This window comes from Pseudomonas sp. AO-1 (assembly GCF_019775695.1).
Lineage (GTDB): Bacteria > Pseudomonadota > Gammaproteobacteria > Pseudomonadales > Pseudomonadaceae > Aquipseudomonas > Aquipseudomonas parakoreensis.
The window spans coordinates 4,840,110-4,855,435 of record NZ_CP079947.1 but is presented as its reverse complement, the minus strand read 5'-3'; the positions used below and the strand labels follow the sequence as shown (position 1 = coordinate 4,855,435).

At 61.1% G+C, this 15,326-nt stretch carries 10 protein-coding genes; 9 read left to right on the top strand and 1 reads right to left on the bottom strand.

The genetic code is table 11. The features are described from left to right. Positions 1-96: 96 nt before the first annotated feature. Positions 97-888 carry a phenylalanine 4-monooxygenase gene (gene phhA / locus KVQ82_RS22025; protein WP_041073052.1) on the bottom strand — a complete coding sequence of 264 codons (792 nt, stop codon included), beginning with the start codon at positions 886-888 and terminating at the stop codon, positions 97-99. Positions 889-1,278: 390 nt separating this feature from the next. Between phhA and KVQ82_RS22020 the strand changes: the two genes are divergently transcribed. The 9 genes from KVQ82_RS22020 (at position 1,279) to KVQ82_RS21980 (ending at position 15,200) form a co-directional block, all read left to right on the top strand. Further along, positions 1,279-2,841 carry a sigma-54-dependent transcriptional regulator gene (locus KVQ82_RS22020; protein WP_222015876.1) on the top strand — a complete coding sequence of 521 codons (1,563 nt, stop codon included), beginning with the start codon at positions 1,279-1,281 and terminating at the stop codon, positions 2,839-2,841. 271 nt (positions 2,842-3,112) lie between these two features. Beyond that, a complete protein-coding gene (locus tag KVQ82_RS22015) occupies positions 3,113-3,853 on the top strand; it encodes a flagellar basal body rod protein FlgF (RefSeq protein ID WP_007965507.1) in 741 nt (246 codons plus the stop codon). 45 nt (positions 3,854-3,898) lie between these two features. Continuing rightward, positions 3,899-4,684 carry a flagellar basal-body rod protein FlgG gene (flgG, locus tag KVQ82_RS22010; RefSeq protein ID WP_003222804.1) on the top strand — a complete coding sequence of 262 codons (786 nt, stop codon included), beginning with the start codon at positions 3,899-3,901 and terminating at the stop codon, positions 4,682-4,684. 51 nt (positions 4,685-4,735) lie between these two features. Then, on the top strand, positions 4,736-5,431 hold the full coding sequence (gene flgH / locus KVQ82_RS22005; protein ID WP_007965503.1) for a flagellar basal body L-ring protein FlgH: 696 nt from the start codon (positions 4,736-4,738) through the stop codon (positions 5,429-5,431). Between the two features lie 27 nt (positions 5,432-5,458). Then, on the top strand, positions 5,459-6,547 hold the full coding sequence (locus KVQ82_RS22000) for a flagellar basal body P-ring protein FlgI (RefSeq protein WP_161794916.1): 1,089 nt from the start codon (positions 5,459-5,461) through the stop codon (positions 6,545-6,547). An 11-nt stretch (positions 6,548-6,558) separates the two neighbouring features. Beyond that, the gene (flgJ, locus tag KVQ82_RS21995; protein WP_222015874.1) at positions 6,559-7,845 is read left to right on the top strand and encodes a flagellar assembly peptidoglycan hydrolase FlgJ; all 1,287 of its coding nucleotides are present in this window, start codon (positions 6,559-6,561) and stop codon (positions 7,843-7,845) included. A 21-nt stretch (positions 7,846-7,866) separates the two neighbouring features. Then, positions 7,867-9,912, top strand: a complete 2,046-nt coding sequence (gene flgK / locus KVQ82_RS21990; protein ID WP_041073045.1) for a flagellar hook-associated protein FlgK — start codon at positions 7,867-7,869, stop codon at positions 9,910-9,912. 13 nt (positions 9,913-9,925) lie between these two features. After that, entirely contained in the window at positions 9,926-11,497 is a 1,572-nt protein-coding gene (locus KVQ82_RS21985) for a flagellar hook-associated protein 3 (RefSeq protein WP_041073043.1), read from the top strand. 109 nt (positions 11,498-11,606) lie between these two features. Then, complete coding sequence (locus KVQ82_RS21980; RefSeq protein ID WP_222015873.1) at positions 11,607-15,200, top strand: glycosyltransferase; 3,594 nt, start codon at positions 11,607-11,609, stop codon at positions 15,198-15,200. The last annotated feature ends 126 nt before the right edge of the window (positions 15,201-15,326 follow it).

Genomic DNA, 15,326 nt, shown 5'->3' with positions numbered 1-15,326 from the left:
GTGTTTTTTTTATAGAAACTATCGGTCCGTCAATGCCGTCACGCTAAACCAAAGTGGCGGCGACTGACAGACTCAATTGTCAGCAAAAGTCGCGGATCACGCGGCTTTCGGTTTTGGCGGAAACTTCGGTGCGTGCAACCCCAACTGCATGCCTTGCTTGACCATGCCCATGATGTCTTCGTGGGCCAGGTCGAACAGGCGCTTGAGGTTCGGCAGGACAAAATAAAGTGGCTGCAGGATGTCGATGCGATACGGCGTGCGCATGGCTTCCAACGGGTCGAAGGCCTGATGCTCGGGCTCGTCCGACAGCGAATAAACGGTTTCCTTCGGCGAGGACAGGATGCCGCCGCCATAGATGCGTTTGCCTTGCGGGGTGTCGACCAGGCCGAACTCGATGGTCATCCAGTACAGGCGCGCCAGGTACACGCGCTCTTCCTTGGTGGCCTGCAGGCCGAGCTTGCCGTAGGTATGGGTGAATTCAGCGAACCATGGGTTGGTCAGCAGCGGGCAGTGACCGAAGATCTCGTGGAAGATGTCCGGCTCTTGCAGGTAGTCCAGTTCTTCGCGGGTACGAATGAATGTAGCCACCGGAAACTGCTTGCTGGCGAGCAATTCGAAGAAGGTCTGGAAGGGGATCAGTGCCGGGACGCGGGCAACCTGCCAACCGGTGGTCTCACCGAGCACCTTGTTGATCTCGCCCAGTTGCGGAATGCGGTCGTGGGGCAGACCGAGTTTTTCGATACCGTCCAGGTATTCCTGGCACGCGCGACCCTCGATCACTTTCAGCTGGCGGGTGATCAGCGTGTTCCACACCGCATGTTCTTCGGCGGGGTAGTCGATAAAACCTTGCGCATCGGGCTCGCGGGCCACGTATTGCGTCTGTTTCATACTGCTCTCCTGCTAGGGGAATTCGTTCTTGTTATGTCCAGCGATGGGGTCAGGATTACCCGAGAGTGGGGCGGGATGCAGCAGTTTGAACGCGATCGTTGTAGGAACAATCGCCGTATTTTGTAAATAAATCGTTACGCTTTGGCCGGTATCTCGCATTTACGGTGATTTGCAGGTTTGAAAAGGGCCGTGCCTGTCACATAATCTTGACAACTATCTGCGCGCCTCGACAGAAAAATGGGTTCCGGGCGCACCGCAATACCCTGTGGGAGCGAGTTTGCTCGCGAAAGCGGCAGTTCTGACATATCAATGTTGGGTGTGCTGACGCATTCGCGAGCAAGCTCGCTCCCACAGGAATTGTGTTCAATCCCAATTTGTCGGGTCATTCATATGCGTATCAAAGTCCACTGCCAGAACCGCATCGGCATCCTGCGTGACATTCTCAATCTCTTGGTCGAGTACGGGATTAACGTTGCGCGCGGTGAGGTCGGCGGCGAGCATGGCAATGCGATCTACCTGCACTGCCCGAACCTGATCAACATTCAGTTCCAGGCGCTGCGGCCGAAGTTCGAAGCGATTGCCGGGGTGTTTGGGGTCAAGCGCGTCGGGTTGATGCCCAGTGAGCGTCGGCACATGGAGTTGAATGCGTTGCTTGGCGCGCTGGAATTTCCGGTGCTGTCGATCGACATGGGCGGCTCGATCGTTGCCGCCAACCGCGCGGCCGCGCAGTTGCTCGGGGTGCGCGTGGACGAGGTGCCGGGGATTCCGCTGTCGCGCTACGCCGAGGATTTCGACCTGCCGGAACTGGTACGCGCCAACAAATCGCGAATCAACGGCATGCGCGTCAAGGTCAAGGGCGACATCTTTCTCGCCGACATCGCGCCACTGCAATCGGAGCACGACGACAGCGAAGCCATGGCCGGTGCGGTGCTGACCCTGCACCGCGCCGACCGCGTCGGCGAGCGCATCTATAACGTGCGCAAACAGGAGCTGCGTGGCTTTGACAGTATCTTCCAGAGTTCGAAGGTGATGGCGGCGGTGGTGCGTGAGGCCCGGCGCATGGCGCCACTGGATGCGCCGCTGTTGATCGAAGGCGAAACCGGCACCGGCAAAGAATTGTTGGCGCGGGCCTGTCACCTCGCCAGTCCACGCGGGCAGTCGCCATTGATGGCGCTCAACTGCGCGGGGCTGCCGGAGTCGATGGCCGAGACCGAACTGTTCGGCTACGGTCCCGGCGCGTTCGAAGGCGCGCGCGCCGAAGGCAAACTCGGCCTGCTGGAACTGACAGCGGGCGGTACGCTGTTTCTTGATGGCGTCGGCGAAATGAGCCCGCGCTTGCAGGTGAAGCTGCTGCGCTTTCTGCAGGACGGCTGCTTCCGCCGGGTCGGCAGCGATGAAGAGGTGTATCTGGATGTGCGGGTGATCTGCGCCACTCAGGTCGACTTGTCCGAGCTGTGCGCGCGCGGCGAGTTTCGTCAGGATCTGTATCACCGCTTGAACGTGTTGTCGCTGCACATCCCGCCGCTGCGCGAATGCCTCGACGGTTTGACACCCCTGGTGGAACACTTCCTCGATCAGGCCAGTCGGCAGATCGGTTGCTCGCTGCCGAAACTGGCGCCGGCGGCGATGGAGCGTCTCAGTCACTACCACTGGCCGGGCAACGTGCGGCAGCTGGAGAACGTGCTGTTCCAGGCGGTTTCACTGTGCGAGGGCGGCACGGTCAAGGTCGAGCATATTCGCTTGCCGGACTACGGCGTGCGTCAGCCGCTTGGCGATTTCTCGCTGGAGGGCGGGTTGGACGAGATCGTCGGGCGCTTCGAGAAAGCCGTACTGGAGCGGCTGTACTCCGAGCACCCGAGCAGTCGGCAACTGGGTAAGCGGTTGGGGGTTTCGCATACCACCATCGCTAATAAGTTGCGTGAGTATGAGGTCGGTAAAGACTCTGAAGCTTGAGATCAAAAGATCGCAGCGTGCCGCAGCCCCTACAGGGGGAAGCATTTCAATGTAGGAGCTGCCGAAGGCTGCGATCTTTTGATCCTTTGCCGCCAAGCGGCATAACACCGCCGGTTTTTCGACTTCGATACATTTCAAATTTCCCCGCAAAACCCCGCAAGTCCTTTGTTTACCGGGCCGCAAGCCGTCAGAAAAAAGTTGGTCTGCAAATTGCTTATGGCTCAGCAGTACAGCGGTGGGCGGCAAACGTCCGGCATGCAGAGGAAAGAGTGTGGACAAGTACCTTTATGTGGCAATGACCGGCGCCAGTCAGAACGCGCTGGCGCAAAAGGCCCATGCCAACAACCTGGCGAACATCTCCACCAATGGTTTTCAGCGCGACCTGGAGCAGGCGCGTTCGATGCCGGTGTTCGGTGACAGCTTTCCGGCGCGTGCGTTTGCCATGAGTGAGCGGCCCGCCACCGACTTCACCGCCGGTTCGCTGGTGCAGACCGGCCGCGACCTCGATGTGGCCGTGACCGGCAACGGTTTTATTGCCGTGCAGAACCCCAACGGCGGCGAAAGCTACGTGCGCACCGGCAGCCTCAACATCGACGCCCTCGGCGTATTGCGCGCCGGCAACGGCATGCCGGTATTGGGCAACGGCGGTCCGATCGCCGTGCCGCCGGAGCAGCAGGTCGAAGTCGGTGAAGACGGCACCATCAGTATTCGTGCGATGGGCGAAGGCCCGCGCGTCATGGCGGAAGTCGACCGGATCAAACTGGTCAACCCGGACATCAAGAACCTCAACAAAGGCCTCGACGGCTCGATCTACACCAAGGACGGCCAGCCGGCGCCGGCCGACGCCAACGTCAAACTGGTGTCGGGTTTCCTCGAGTCGAGCAACGTCAATGCCGTGGAAGAAATGACCTCGGTGCTGGCCCTGGCCAAGCAGTTCGAGTTGCACGTCAAGATGATGAACACCGCCAAAGACGACGACCAGGCCATGGCTCGGGTCTTGCAGATCAGCTAATTATCAGAACGTCGCGCCGTAAAACAGGCGCACGAGGAGAATCGAATGCTTCCGGCTCTATGGGTTGCCAAAACCGGTCTGTCCGCCCAGGACACCAACCTGACCACCATTTCCAACAACCTGGCCAACGTCTCGACCACGGGTTTCAAACGTGACCGTGCCGAGTTCCAGGACCTGCTGTATCAGATCAAGCGTCAGCCAGGCGCCCAGTCGACCCAGGACAGCGAACTGCCGTCGGGTCTGCAACTGGGTACCGGTGTGCGCATCGTCGGTACCCAGAAAAACTTCACCGCCGGCAGCCTGCAAACCACCGAGCAGCCGCTGGACATGGCCATCGACGGTCGCGGTTTCTTCCAGATCCTGCAGCCGGACGGCACCACGTCCTACACCCGTGACGGTACTTTCCACCTCGACTCCAACGGCCAGATCGTCAACGCCAGCGGTTTCGCCCTGGAGCCGGCCATCGTCATCCCGAACAACGCGCAGAGCTTCACTGTCGGCACCGACGGCACCGTCTCGATCACCGTGCCAGGCAACCCGGCCGCTCAAGTGATCGGCAACCTGCAAACCGCCGACTTCATCAACCCGGCCGGTCTGCAGGCGGTGGGTAACAACCTGTTCCTGGAAACCGCTGCTTCCGGCGCGCCGCAAATCGGCACCCCGGGCCTGAACGGTTTCGGTACCACGCTGCAGAACACCCTGGAAGGTTCCAACGTCAGCACCGTTGAAGAGATGGTCAACATGATCACCACTCAGCGCGCCTACGAGATGAACTCCAAGGTGATCTCCACCGCCGACCAGATGCTCTCGTTCGTAACGCAGAATCTGTAATCAAGTCTATGGGGCGGCCTGAGGCCGCCAGCAACACCGTGAGGTAGGGTCATGAAACGCTTCGTATCTGTTCTGGCATTGGGTGGGGTCGTCTCGCTCGCGGGCTGCGTCGCACCGACGCCCAAGCCCAATGACCCTTACTACGCTCCGGTGTTGCCACGCACGCCATTGCCGGCGGCGGCCAACAACGGCTCGATCTATCAGGCCGGCTTCGAGCAGAACCTGTACAGCGACCGCAAGGCGTTCCGGGTCGGTGACATCATCACCATCACCCTGAACGAGAAGACGCAGGCGAGCAAGAACGCCAACTCCCAGGTGGCCAAGAACAGCAAGACCGGCATCGGTCTGACCTCGCTGTTCGGCGGCAGTGGCACCACCAACAACCCGTTGGGTGGCAATGACCTGAGCCTCGACGTCGGCTACAGCGGCGACCGTGCAACCAAGGGCGACAGCAAGGCCGCGCAGGGCAACACCCTGACCGGCTCGATCACTGTGACCGTGGCCGACGTGCTGCCCAACGGCATCATCGCCGTGCGCGGCGAGAAGTGGATGACCCTCAACACCGGCGACGAGCTGGTGCGGATCGCCGGTCTGGTGCGTGCCGATGACATCGCCACCGACAACACCGTGTCGTCGACCCGTGTCGCCGATGCGCGCATCACCTACTCGGGCACCGGTTCGTTTGCCGATGCGAGTCAGCCAGGCTGGTTCGACCGTTTCTTCCTCAGCCCGCTGTTCCCTTTCTAGGTGGCGACTTTGAATTTCAAGAGCCTCATGCTGGCGGCGGCCCTGTTGTCCGCTGCCTTTGGTGCCCACGCCGAGCGGCTGAAAGATATCGCCAGCATTTCCGGCGTGCGTTCCAACCAGTTGATCGGTTACGGCCTGGTGGTCGGGCTTAACGGCACCGGCGACCAGACGACGCAAACCCCGTTCACCCTGCAGACCTTCAACAACATGCTCTCGCAGTTCGGCATCAAGGTGCCGCCGGGATCGGGCAACGTGCAGTTGAAAAACGTCGCGGCGGTGTCGGTGAGTGCCGATCTGCCGGCGTTCGCCAAACCGGGTCAGCAGGTCGACATCACCGTGTCTTCGATCGGTAACTCCAAGAGCCTGCGCGGCGGCACCCTGTTGCTGACCCCGCTCAAAGGTATCGACGGCAACGTCTACGCCATCGCTCAGGGCAACCTGGTGGTCGGCGGTTTCGATGCCGAAGGGCGTGACGGTTCGAAGATCACCGTCAACGTTCCGTCGGCCGGTCGTATTCCGGGCGGTGCGTCGGTAGAACGTTCGGTGCCGAGCGGTTTCAACCAGGGCAACAGCCTGACGCTGAACCTCAACCGTTCCGACTTCACCACCGCCAAGCGCATCGTCGACAAGATCAACGACATGCTCGGCCCTGGCGTGGCGCAAGCCATCGACGGTGGCTCGATTCGTGTGACGGCGCCGCTCGATCCGAGCCAGCGCGTCGACTATCTGTCGATTCTGGAAAACCTTGAAGTGGACCCGGGGCAGGCGGTGGCGAAAGTCATCATCAACTCGCGCACCGGCACCATCGTCATCGGCCAGAACGTGAAAGTCTCGCCGGCCGCCGTGACCCACGGCAGCCTGACCGTGACCATCACCGAAGACCCGATCGTCAGCCAGCCGGGCCCGTTGTCCAATGGGCAGACGGCCGTGGTGCCACGCTCGCGGGTCAACGCCCAGCAGGAAGCCAAGCCGATGTTCAAGTTCGGCCCGGGCACCACCCTCGACGAAATCGTGCGGGCGGTGAACCAGGTGGGCGCGGCACCGGGTGACCTGATGGCCATTCTCGAAGCTCTGAAGCAGGCCGGCGCGTTGCAAGCCGACCTGATCGTGATCTGAGGGCGGCGACCATGGATATGCGCAAAGGCAGTCTGGTGGGCACGGGCGATTCGGGTTCGTACTCCGACCTCAATCGTCTGAACCAGCTCAAGGTCGGCGACAAGAACAGCGATGCGAACATGCGCAAGGTGGCGCAGGAATTCGAATCGCTGTTCCTTGGCGAAATGCTCAAGTCGATGCGTTCGGCCACCGAGGCGTTGGGTAAAGACAACCCGATGAACACCCCGGCGGCCAAGCAATATCAGGAAATGTACGACCAGCAACTGGCGGTCTCGCTGTCCCGTGAGGGCGGGGGTATCGGTCTGGCCGACGTGCTGATGAAGCAGATGTCGAGGAACAAACCGCTGGCGCCAGGCGAGGCTGCGGCAGCGTCCGCCGCCAAGCAAGAGGCGGCGAAAGCGGCTGCGGTGCAGACGCCGATTGCCGCCGGCACGACCGCCACCCACGGGCCGTTATCGCGGCTCAATGGCGAGCGTCCGCTGTGGGCGTCGCGTTCCGGGCGTGTCGCCACGACCGAAGCCTCGCACAGCAATGACATGGCCATGATCAACAAGCGTCGTCTGGCCTTGCCGCCGAAACTGGCCGATCGTTTGCTCGCCGGTCTGGTGCCTTCCGCCACGCCGACAGCCACCAATGCCTTGCCGCAACGTGCCGCAACGACGGCCACCACCGGCGCCGGTCCGCTGTACAACGGCGACTGGCTGACCCGTGCCGAAGACGCCAAGGCGTCCGGCGGGCAGATGCAGATTTACGGCCGGGCGATGGCGCAGATTCCGCTGGCGCCGGCCAAGCGCGCCTTCAGCTCCGCCGATGAATTCGTCAACACCATGCTGCCGATGGCCAAAGAAGCCGCCGCGCGTATTGGCGTCGATCCGCGTTATCTGGTGGCGCAGGCCGCACTGGAAACCGGCTGGGGCAAATCGGTCATGCGTGCCCAGGATGGCAGCAGCAGCCACAACCTGTTCGGCATCAAGGCCAGCAGCAACTGGACCGGCGATTCGGCCCGGGCAATCACCAGCGAGTTCCGCAACGGGCAGATGGTCAAGGAGACGGCGCAGTTCCGTTCCTATGCCTCGTACAAGGACAGTTTCCACGATCTGGTGACTTTGCTGCAGACCAACAATCGCTATCAAGATGTCGTGAAGTCGGCCGATAACCCAGAACAGTTTGTACGCGAGTTGCAAAAGGCCGGTTACGCGACCGACCCGAACTACGCGACGAAGATTTCGCAGATTGCCAAGCAGATGAACAGTTTCGAAAACTACGCTGCGGCCGGCGTTTCAACGACGCCTCTATAAACACACGGTAAGGTTTGAATCATGAGTTTGCTCAATATCGGGATGTCGGGGTTGTCCGCGAGTTCTTCCTCTCTCGCGACCACAGGTAACAACATTGCCAACGTCGACACCGCCGGTTATTCACGCCAGCAAACCGTGCAGAGCACCAAGTCCTCGCAGCAGTTCGGCAACGTCTTCATCGGGACGGGGACGACCCTGGCCGACGTGCGCCGGGTCTACAACTCTTACCTCGAAAACCAGCTGCATACCGCCACCTCGCTCAATAGCGAAGCGGCTGCGTACGGTGCCCAGGCCACTGCGCTGGATGCCTCGATGTCCGACACCAACACCGGCCTGACCGGTGTGCTGCAGAAATTCTTCACCTCGATGCAGGGCGTGGCGACCTCGGCCACGGACGACACTTCCCGTCAGTCGGTGCTGACCGGTGCGCAGGCGCTGACCAGCCGTTTCAATGCCCTGGCCAAACAGCTGAACGATCAGAACACCACGATCAACGGCAACCTTGCGGACATGACGTCGCAAGTGAACAAACTGGCCACCTCGATTGCTAATCTCAACCAGAAGATCGGCGAGATTTCCACCAGCGGCGGTCAGCCGAACGATCTGCTCGACAGCCGTAACGAAGCGGTGCGCCAGCTCTCCGAGCTGACCGGTGCGCAGGTCGTCGAGCGTGGCACCAGTTTTGATGTGTACATCGGCACCGGCCAGCCGCTGGTGATCGGCAACACCACCAACACCCTGAGCACCGTGCCGAGCAAGGATGATCCGACGCGCATGGCCATTCAGATGGACCGTGGCTCAAGCGTCATCGACATCACGTCGGCCATGAGCGGCGGCGAAATCGGTGGTCTGCTGACCTACCGCAAAGAAGTGCTCGATCCGTCGCTCAACGAGTTGGGCCGTGTCGCGCTGGTGGTGGCCGACCAAGTTAACAGTCAGCAGGCCCAGGGCATCGACAAGAACGGTGACTTCGGTGCAGCGATTTTCAACAACATCAACAGTGCCGCGCTGATCAGCCAGCGCAGCATCGCGCAGGCGGGCAATAGCGCCGGCTCGGGCAACCTCGATGTCACCATCAAGGACACCGGCAAGCTGACCACCAGCGATTACCAGGTGACCTTCACCAGCGCCACCAATTATTCGGTCAAGCGCTCCGATGGCACTGACATGGGCTCGTTCAGCACCACGACTACGCCGCCACCTGTGATCGACGGTTTCACCCTGGCCCTCAATGGCGGGGCACTGAGCGCGGGCGACACGTTCAAGGTGACGCCGACCCGTAACGCGGCGAGCTCGATTCAGACCGTATTGACCGATCCGAAGAAAGTCGCGGCGGCAGCACCGTTGACCGGCGTGGCCAGTGCCAACAATTCCGGTACCTACACCCAGCCGACGCTGACCGACTCGATCGACATCTACAACCCGGCGTCGCAGACCGAGTTGCAAAATGCGCTCAAATATTCGACGCCGGTCAAGCTGGTGTTCGGGGCGGTCGCCAGTGGCAGCCAGTCGTACAACATGGTCGACGCCAAGGGCAACACCATCGGTTCGGGCACCATCGTGCCGGGGCAGGCCAACACCTTGAACCTCAAGGTCGGCATGGTCGACTCCACCGGCGCGCCGGTGATGGACACCACGGTCACGCCGAACGTGCAGAAGACTTTCACCGTGCAGACCACCGTGGGCGCGACGCCGAAGTCCGGCGAAACCTTCACCATCAACCTGACCGGCGCGGCCTCTTCGGACAACCGCAACGCCCAGGCACTGGTTGGCCTGCAGACCAAACAGACCGTGGACACCGGCAGCGGCAGCAAAGGCATCAGCCTGACCGACGCTTACAACAAACTGGTGACCAACGTCGGTACCAAGGCTGCACAGAGCAAGTCCGACAATGACGCCACCTCGGTGATCCTCGATCAGGCCAAGGGCGCGCGTGATTCGTTGTCCCAGGTCAACCTCGATGAAGAGACCGGCAACCTGGTCAAGTATCAGCAGTACTACACAGCGTCTTCGCAGATCATCAAAGCTGCGCAGGAAACTTTCGCCACGCTGATCAACAGTCTTTAAGGAGTCGTAATTCATGCGCATTTCCACCGCCCAGTATTACGCGACGCAAGCTGCTCAATATCAGCGCAACTACAGCAAGACGGTCGCGACCGCCAACGAAGCGAGCAGCCTGCAGCGCATCAACACCGCTGCCGACGATCCGATCGGCGCCGGTCGTCTGCTCAAGCTGGGTCAGCAAAGTGCGATGCTCGACCAGTATCAGGGCAACATCGACACCACCAAGAGTGCGCTGACCGTGCAGGAGTCGACGTTGAACTCCATTACCACGGCTTTGCAGCGCGCCAAGGAAATCGGCCTGGCGGCCAACAACGGCATCGCCACCGACGACAACCGCAAGGCCTATGCGGCAGAACTGAGCCAGATCCAGCAACAAGTGCTGGGCCTGATGAACTCCAAGGATGCCAACGGCAACTATCTGTTCTCCGGTTCCAAGACCGATACCGCGCCGTACTCGCAAAACGTCGACGGCACCTACACCTACAACGGTGACCAGACCCAGATCAACCTGGGCATTGGCGACGGCATGTCGGTCGCGACCAACACCACCGGTTGGGATGCGTTCCAGCAGACCATCAACACCAGCCGTACGCAGACCAACATGACCGCTCCGGCGGTGGATGACGGTCGTGTGGTGCTGTCCAACGGTACGGTTGGCACCGCGGCGACCTACAACGCCAAGTTCACGGCGGGCCAGCCATACACCGTGGATTTCATCAGCAGCACGCAGTTGAAAATCACCGATGCCCTGGGCAACGACGTGACGTCCGAGGCCAGCCAGAACGGCCTGATCAGCAACAGCAATGGTGCCAACCAGACCGTCAGCTTCCGTGGCGTCGACATGAAGTTGAACATCAACCTCAAAGCCGGCGACACCAACCCGGATGCGGTCATCGCCGGTCACAGCTTCCAGCTGTCGGCCACGCCTGACTCGTTTACTACCGCGCGCAGCCCGGGCAACCCGTCGACGGCGGTTATCACCGGCTCCAGTGTGACCAACCAGGCAGCCTACAGCGCAGCCTTCCCGTCGGGCGGCGGGGCAGTGCTGAAATTCACCAGCGCCACCGATTTCGACCTGTACGCGGCCCCTGTGACCGCTGACAGCAAACCGGTGTCGTCGGGCACCATGGTCGGCGGCAACGCCACGGCCGCCGGTGTGACCTTCGCCATTGGCGGTACGCCGGGCGCGGGCGATCAGTTCTCGATCCAGTCCAACAACCACCAGACCCAGAACGTGCTCGACACCCTGGGCCAGATGGTCACGGCGCTGAACCTGCCGGTCGACGGTGATCCGGTGGTCAAGCAGCAGTTCCAGGGGGCCATGGAATCGGCGCTGGGTAACCTCGACAGCGCCTCCAACCAAATCGGCGCAGCGGTGACCTCGATCGGTGCTCGCGGCCAGTCGCTGGAGGATCAGAACACGACCAACCAGAGCCTGATCCAGGCCAACACCACGACTCAGGGTTCGATCCGTGATTCGGATCCGGCCGAGGTGATGACCCGCCTGACATTGCAACAGACCATGCTGCAAGCCTCGCAACTGGCGTTCAGCAAGATCAGTCAGTTGGGTCTGTTCAACAAGATCTGACGTCGGACGGGCGCCTCGGCGCCCGTTTGTCTCGTCCCTCAGTTAATGTTTTTTTGCGGTTTCATGGGCTCGCTTTACCGAGCGGGCTCGTACCGCCTGTGAGCCCGCCGTGAATTCACTTCCTCTCGTTAGTCTGGTCATTCCCGCCTTCAATCCGCGCTTCTTCGAGCGGACCTTGAACAGTGCGGTGAGCCAGACTTATGGCCAACTCGAAATCATTGTGTGCGACGACAGTCGCGGCGACGAGATCGAAGCCATCACCGCGTCTGTGACCGAACAGACAGGTGTGGCCGTACGCTACGTGCGCAATCCGCGGACGCTGGGGCTGGTCGATAACCTCAAGGCTTGTCTCGAGCAGGCGCAGGGCGAGTACATCAAGTTTCTGTGCGATGACGATCTGCTCTATTCCGCGTGCATCGAGCAGCAGGCCCATGAAATGCAGCGTGAAGAAGTCAGCCTGGTGGTGGCGCAACGGCTGCTCTGGGACGCAAACGACATCATTCTGCCGGCGCGCATCGAAAACACGCCGTTGTCGCCAGTCAGTGGCTTGCTCAAGGGCGACGACGTACTGGGCATCTTTGAAAAATTCCCGGTCAACGTGCTCGGTGGATTCAGCAATGCGCTGATGCGTCGTGCCGACGTCGTCGAGCTGTTGCCGGCATTGACCGAGGATGGCGCCTGCTTCGTCGCGACGCTGGATTTTGCCCTGTATGTCTGCCTGCTGCGGCGCGGCAATCTGGCGGTGTCCAACAGCGTACTCAGTGCCGAACGCCTCTACCCGGAGCGTCTGAGTGCACAGCAACCGATGAAGGATGCTGCGCAAGTCGAGCGCGAGTGGATTTCGCAAATGCTCAAGGCGCGCAGCGGTGAATCGGCGCCTGCGCCGGGATGGGTGCGTTATGTTCCGCTGTCCCGGGCCGATGAGTTGCCCCGGGTCTGGCAAGAGTTGCCCCTGAGTCGAACGCTGGGTACCAAGCAGAGCCGTCAGGAGTGGGGAGTCGGCGTCAACAGCTTCAGCTTCGGCGAACTGTACGCACAGTGGCTGGCATGTCGGGTGCTCACCGAGCAGCAACGTCACTGGTTGCCGGAAACGCTCGCCAGTTGGCCCTGCCAGCCGCGCATCGTACCGATCATCATTGACGGGCAGGGCAGTCGCGATGGTCTGGAGCGCACGTTGGAGGCGCTCGCTGCGCAGGATTATCCGCCAGAGCTGATCCTGGTCCTGTCCGCTTCGTGTACCGAGGCGCGCCTTGACGGGCGAGTGTTCCACATGTCGTTGCAGGATGATGGGCTGGAGCAGATCAACACACTGCTGCCGCAGCTCGAAGGGGCTGACTGGTTCTATCTGTTGCAGCCAGGCGATCGCCTGGTGGCGCCGGCGTTGCTGGTCATGGCCGACCGGATCGCGCACACCCCAACCCTGACATGTCTGTACAGCGACGAAGGCAGCCTGCGCAGCGGCGAGTCGGCAGAACCTGCGTTCAAACCGGATTTCAACCTCGACCTGATGCGCAGTTATCCCTACGTCGGGCGCGCCCTGGCGTTCAAGCGTGAGCGGTTTCTGGCGCTCGGCGGCTTTACGCCGACGTTTGCCGAACTGGCGCCGCATGATGCGCTGTGGCGGATGGTCGAGAACGACGGCTTGCACGTCGTGGGGCACATCGCCGAAGTGTTGCTGGAGTCCAAATTCGACCTCTCCCAGTGGCTGACCGAGCCCGGTGTCGTGGCGCAAAGCCCGCGGATTCTCGAAGCGCATCTGCAACGCCTGGGGATTGCCCATGACATCCGCCGTGGCGGCAGCGAACTGCTCAACCGCGTGGATTATCAGCATGCTCGACGCCCGCTGGTGTCGGTGGTGATTGTCACTCAAGACCAGACGGCTGCATTGCAGCGCTGTGTTGAAACGCTGCTGGAAAAGACCGCTTACACCGAGTACGAATTACTGTTGGTCGACAACGGCAGCGAAAGCGCCGAGGCGCGGGTGTGGCTGGACGGCATGGCGCAACTGGGCAGCGAGCGAATTCGTGTGCTGAGCTATCCGCAAAAGGGTAATGCGGCGGCCGCGCACAACTTTGCGGTCAGCCATGCGCGTGGCGAGTATGTGGTGCTGCTCAATGCTTTCGCGGTTATCACGCAGGCCGACTGGCTCGACGAACTGCTCAATCATGCGCAACGCCCGGAAGTCGGTGTAGTCGGTGCGAAGCTGTTCAACCCGGACGGTGGTGTGCTGCACGCCGGGCTGATTCTCGGTTTGAACGGCCCGGTCGGGCTGCCGTTCTATGGCCAGCCCGTGCAGTCGGACGGGTACATGTTCCGCCTGCAAGCGGTGCATGACCTGAGCGCGGTTGGCGGCGATTGCCTGATGATTCGCAAGTCGGTCTTCGAGGTTGCCGGTGGGCTCGACGAACAGGATCTGAAGCAGACGTTGAACGTCGTGGATCTGTGTTTGCGGGTCGGCCGCGAAGGCTACCTGGTGGTATTGAATCCCCACGCCATGCTCGCCGTGGGCGCACGCCCGAGCGCCGCGGCGACGACTGAAGACGAAGCGCTGTTCGCCGAGGAAAGGGAAACCTTCTACCAGCGCTGGTTGCCAACCATCGCCCGCGATCCGGCCTACAACATTAACCTGACTCTGCAGGGTGTCGGTGCCACCAACTTCAGTCTTGAGCCTGGCCTGCGAACCGGTTGGAGTGCCTTTTCCAAAGCGCAGTTGCCGAATGTGCTGGTGGTGCCGATCAACGCCTCGGCCATCGGCCATTACCGCATGAGTCAGCCGATGATCGAGCTGCAGGCGGCCAACAGAGTCGAGGGGCGCATTTGCTATGGTTTGCCGTCGATCATTGATATCGAGCGCCAGTCGCCTGATGTGATCGTGCTGCAGGGGCGCTATTCGGAACACGCCATCGATGAAATCCCGCCTCTGAAAAAATACTTCAATGCGCGGCGCATCTTCGAGCTCGATGACTACGTCATCGACGTTCCCCATCGCAATGCGCACATCCGCAATATGCCGAGCAAGCAGGACATGGAGCGTATGGTGCGACGTGCCATCGGTCTGTGTGATCGTGTGGTCGTATCGACCCAGCCCCTGGCTAACGTGCTGTCCGACATGCACCACGACATTCGTGTCGTACCGAACATGCTGTCCAAGGACTTGTGGAGCCACTTGCGCAGTCAACGCCGCACCTCGAAGAAACCACGGGTCGGTTGGGGCGGCGGGACCAGTCACCACGGTGATCTGGCGGTGATCGCCGATGTGGTGCGCGAACTGGCCAACGAAGTCGACTGGGTTTTCTTCGGCATGTGCCCGGACGATCTGCTGCCGTACATGCATGAGTTCCACGGCGTGATCGATCTGGAGGTCTACCCGGCGAAGTTGGCCAGCCTGAACCTGGACCTGGCCCTCGCGCCGCTGGAATTCCACGTCTTCAATGACTGCAAAAGCAACTTGCGGCTGCTGGAGTACGGTGCCTGCGGCTATCCGGTGATCTGCACCGACACCGAGGCCTACCGTGGTTATCTGCCGTGTACCCGGATCAAGACCAACAGCACGGACGAGTGGCTGCAAGCGATCCGCATGCACCTGGCCGATCCGGATGCCAGTTACCGCATGGGTGATGAGTTGCGTGAGGTAGTGCTGCGTGACTACGTGTTGCGTGGCGATAACTTGCGGTATTGGGAGTATGGCTGGTTGGCGGATTGATCTGCGTTCGGCTACCGGAAAAAGGCGACCTGAAGGTCGCTTTTTTTTGTCCGTGAAATGCGTGTCTGCGTTAAATGCCGACGGATTTGCGCGCGGATTAAAGCTTTGGTTTTTCCCTGTCGATAT

Excerpts from the sequence above, each read along its gene's own strand:
- KVQ82_RS22000 (WP_161794916.1), top strand. The coding sequence starts at position 5,459 with ATGCTGGCGGCGGCCCTGTTGTCCGCTGCCTTTGGTGCCCACGCCGAG.
- flgG (WP_003222804.1), top strand. The coding sequence starts at position 3,899 with ATGCTTCCGGCTCTATGGGTTGCCAAAACCGGTCTGTCCGCCCAGGAC.
- flgH (WP_007965503.1), top strand. The coding sequence starts at position 4,736 with ATGAAACGCTTCGTATCTGTTCTGGCATTGGGTGGGGTCGTCTCGCTC.
- KVQ82_RS22020 (WP_222015876.1), top strand. The coding sequence starts at position 1,279 with ATGCGTATCAAAGTCCACTGCCAGAACCGCATCGGCATCCTGCGTGAC.
- flgK (WP_041073045.1), top strand. The coding sequence starts at position 7,867 with ATGAGTTTGCTCAATATCGGGATGTCGGGGTTGTCCGCGAGTTCTTCC.
- flgJ (WP_222015874.1), top strand. The coding sequence starts at position 6,559 with ATGGATATGCGCAAAGGCAGTCTGGTGGGCACGGGCGATTCGGGTTCG.
- KVQ82_RS21985 (WP_041073043.1), top strand. The coding sequence starts at position 9,926 with ATGCGCATTTCCACCGCCCAGTATTACGCGACGCAAGCTGCTCAATAT.
- phhA (WP_041073052.1), bottom strand. The coding sequence starts at position 888 with ATGAAACAGACGCAATACGTGGCCCGCGAGCCCGATGCGCAAGGTTTT.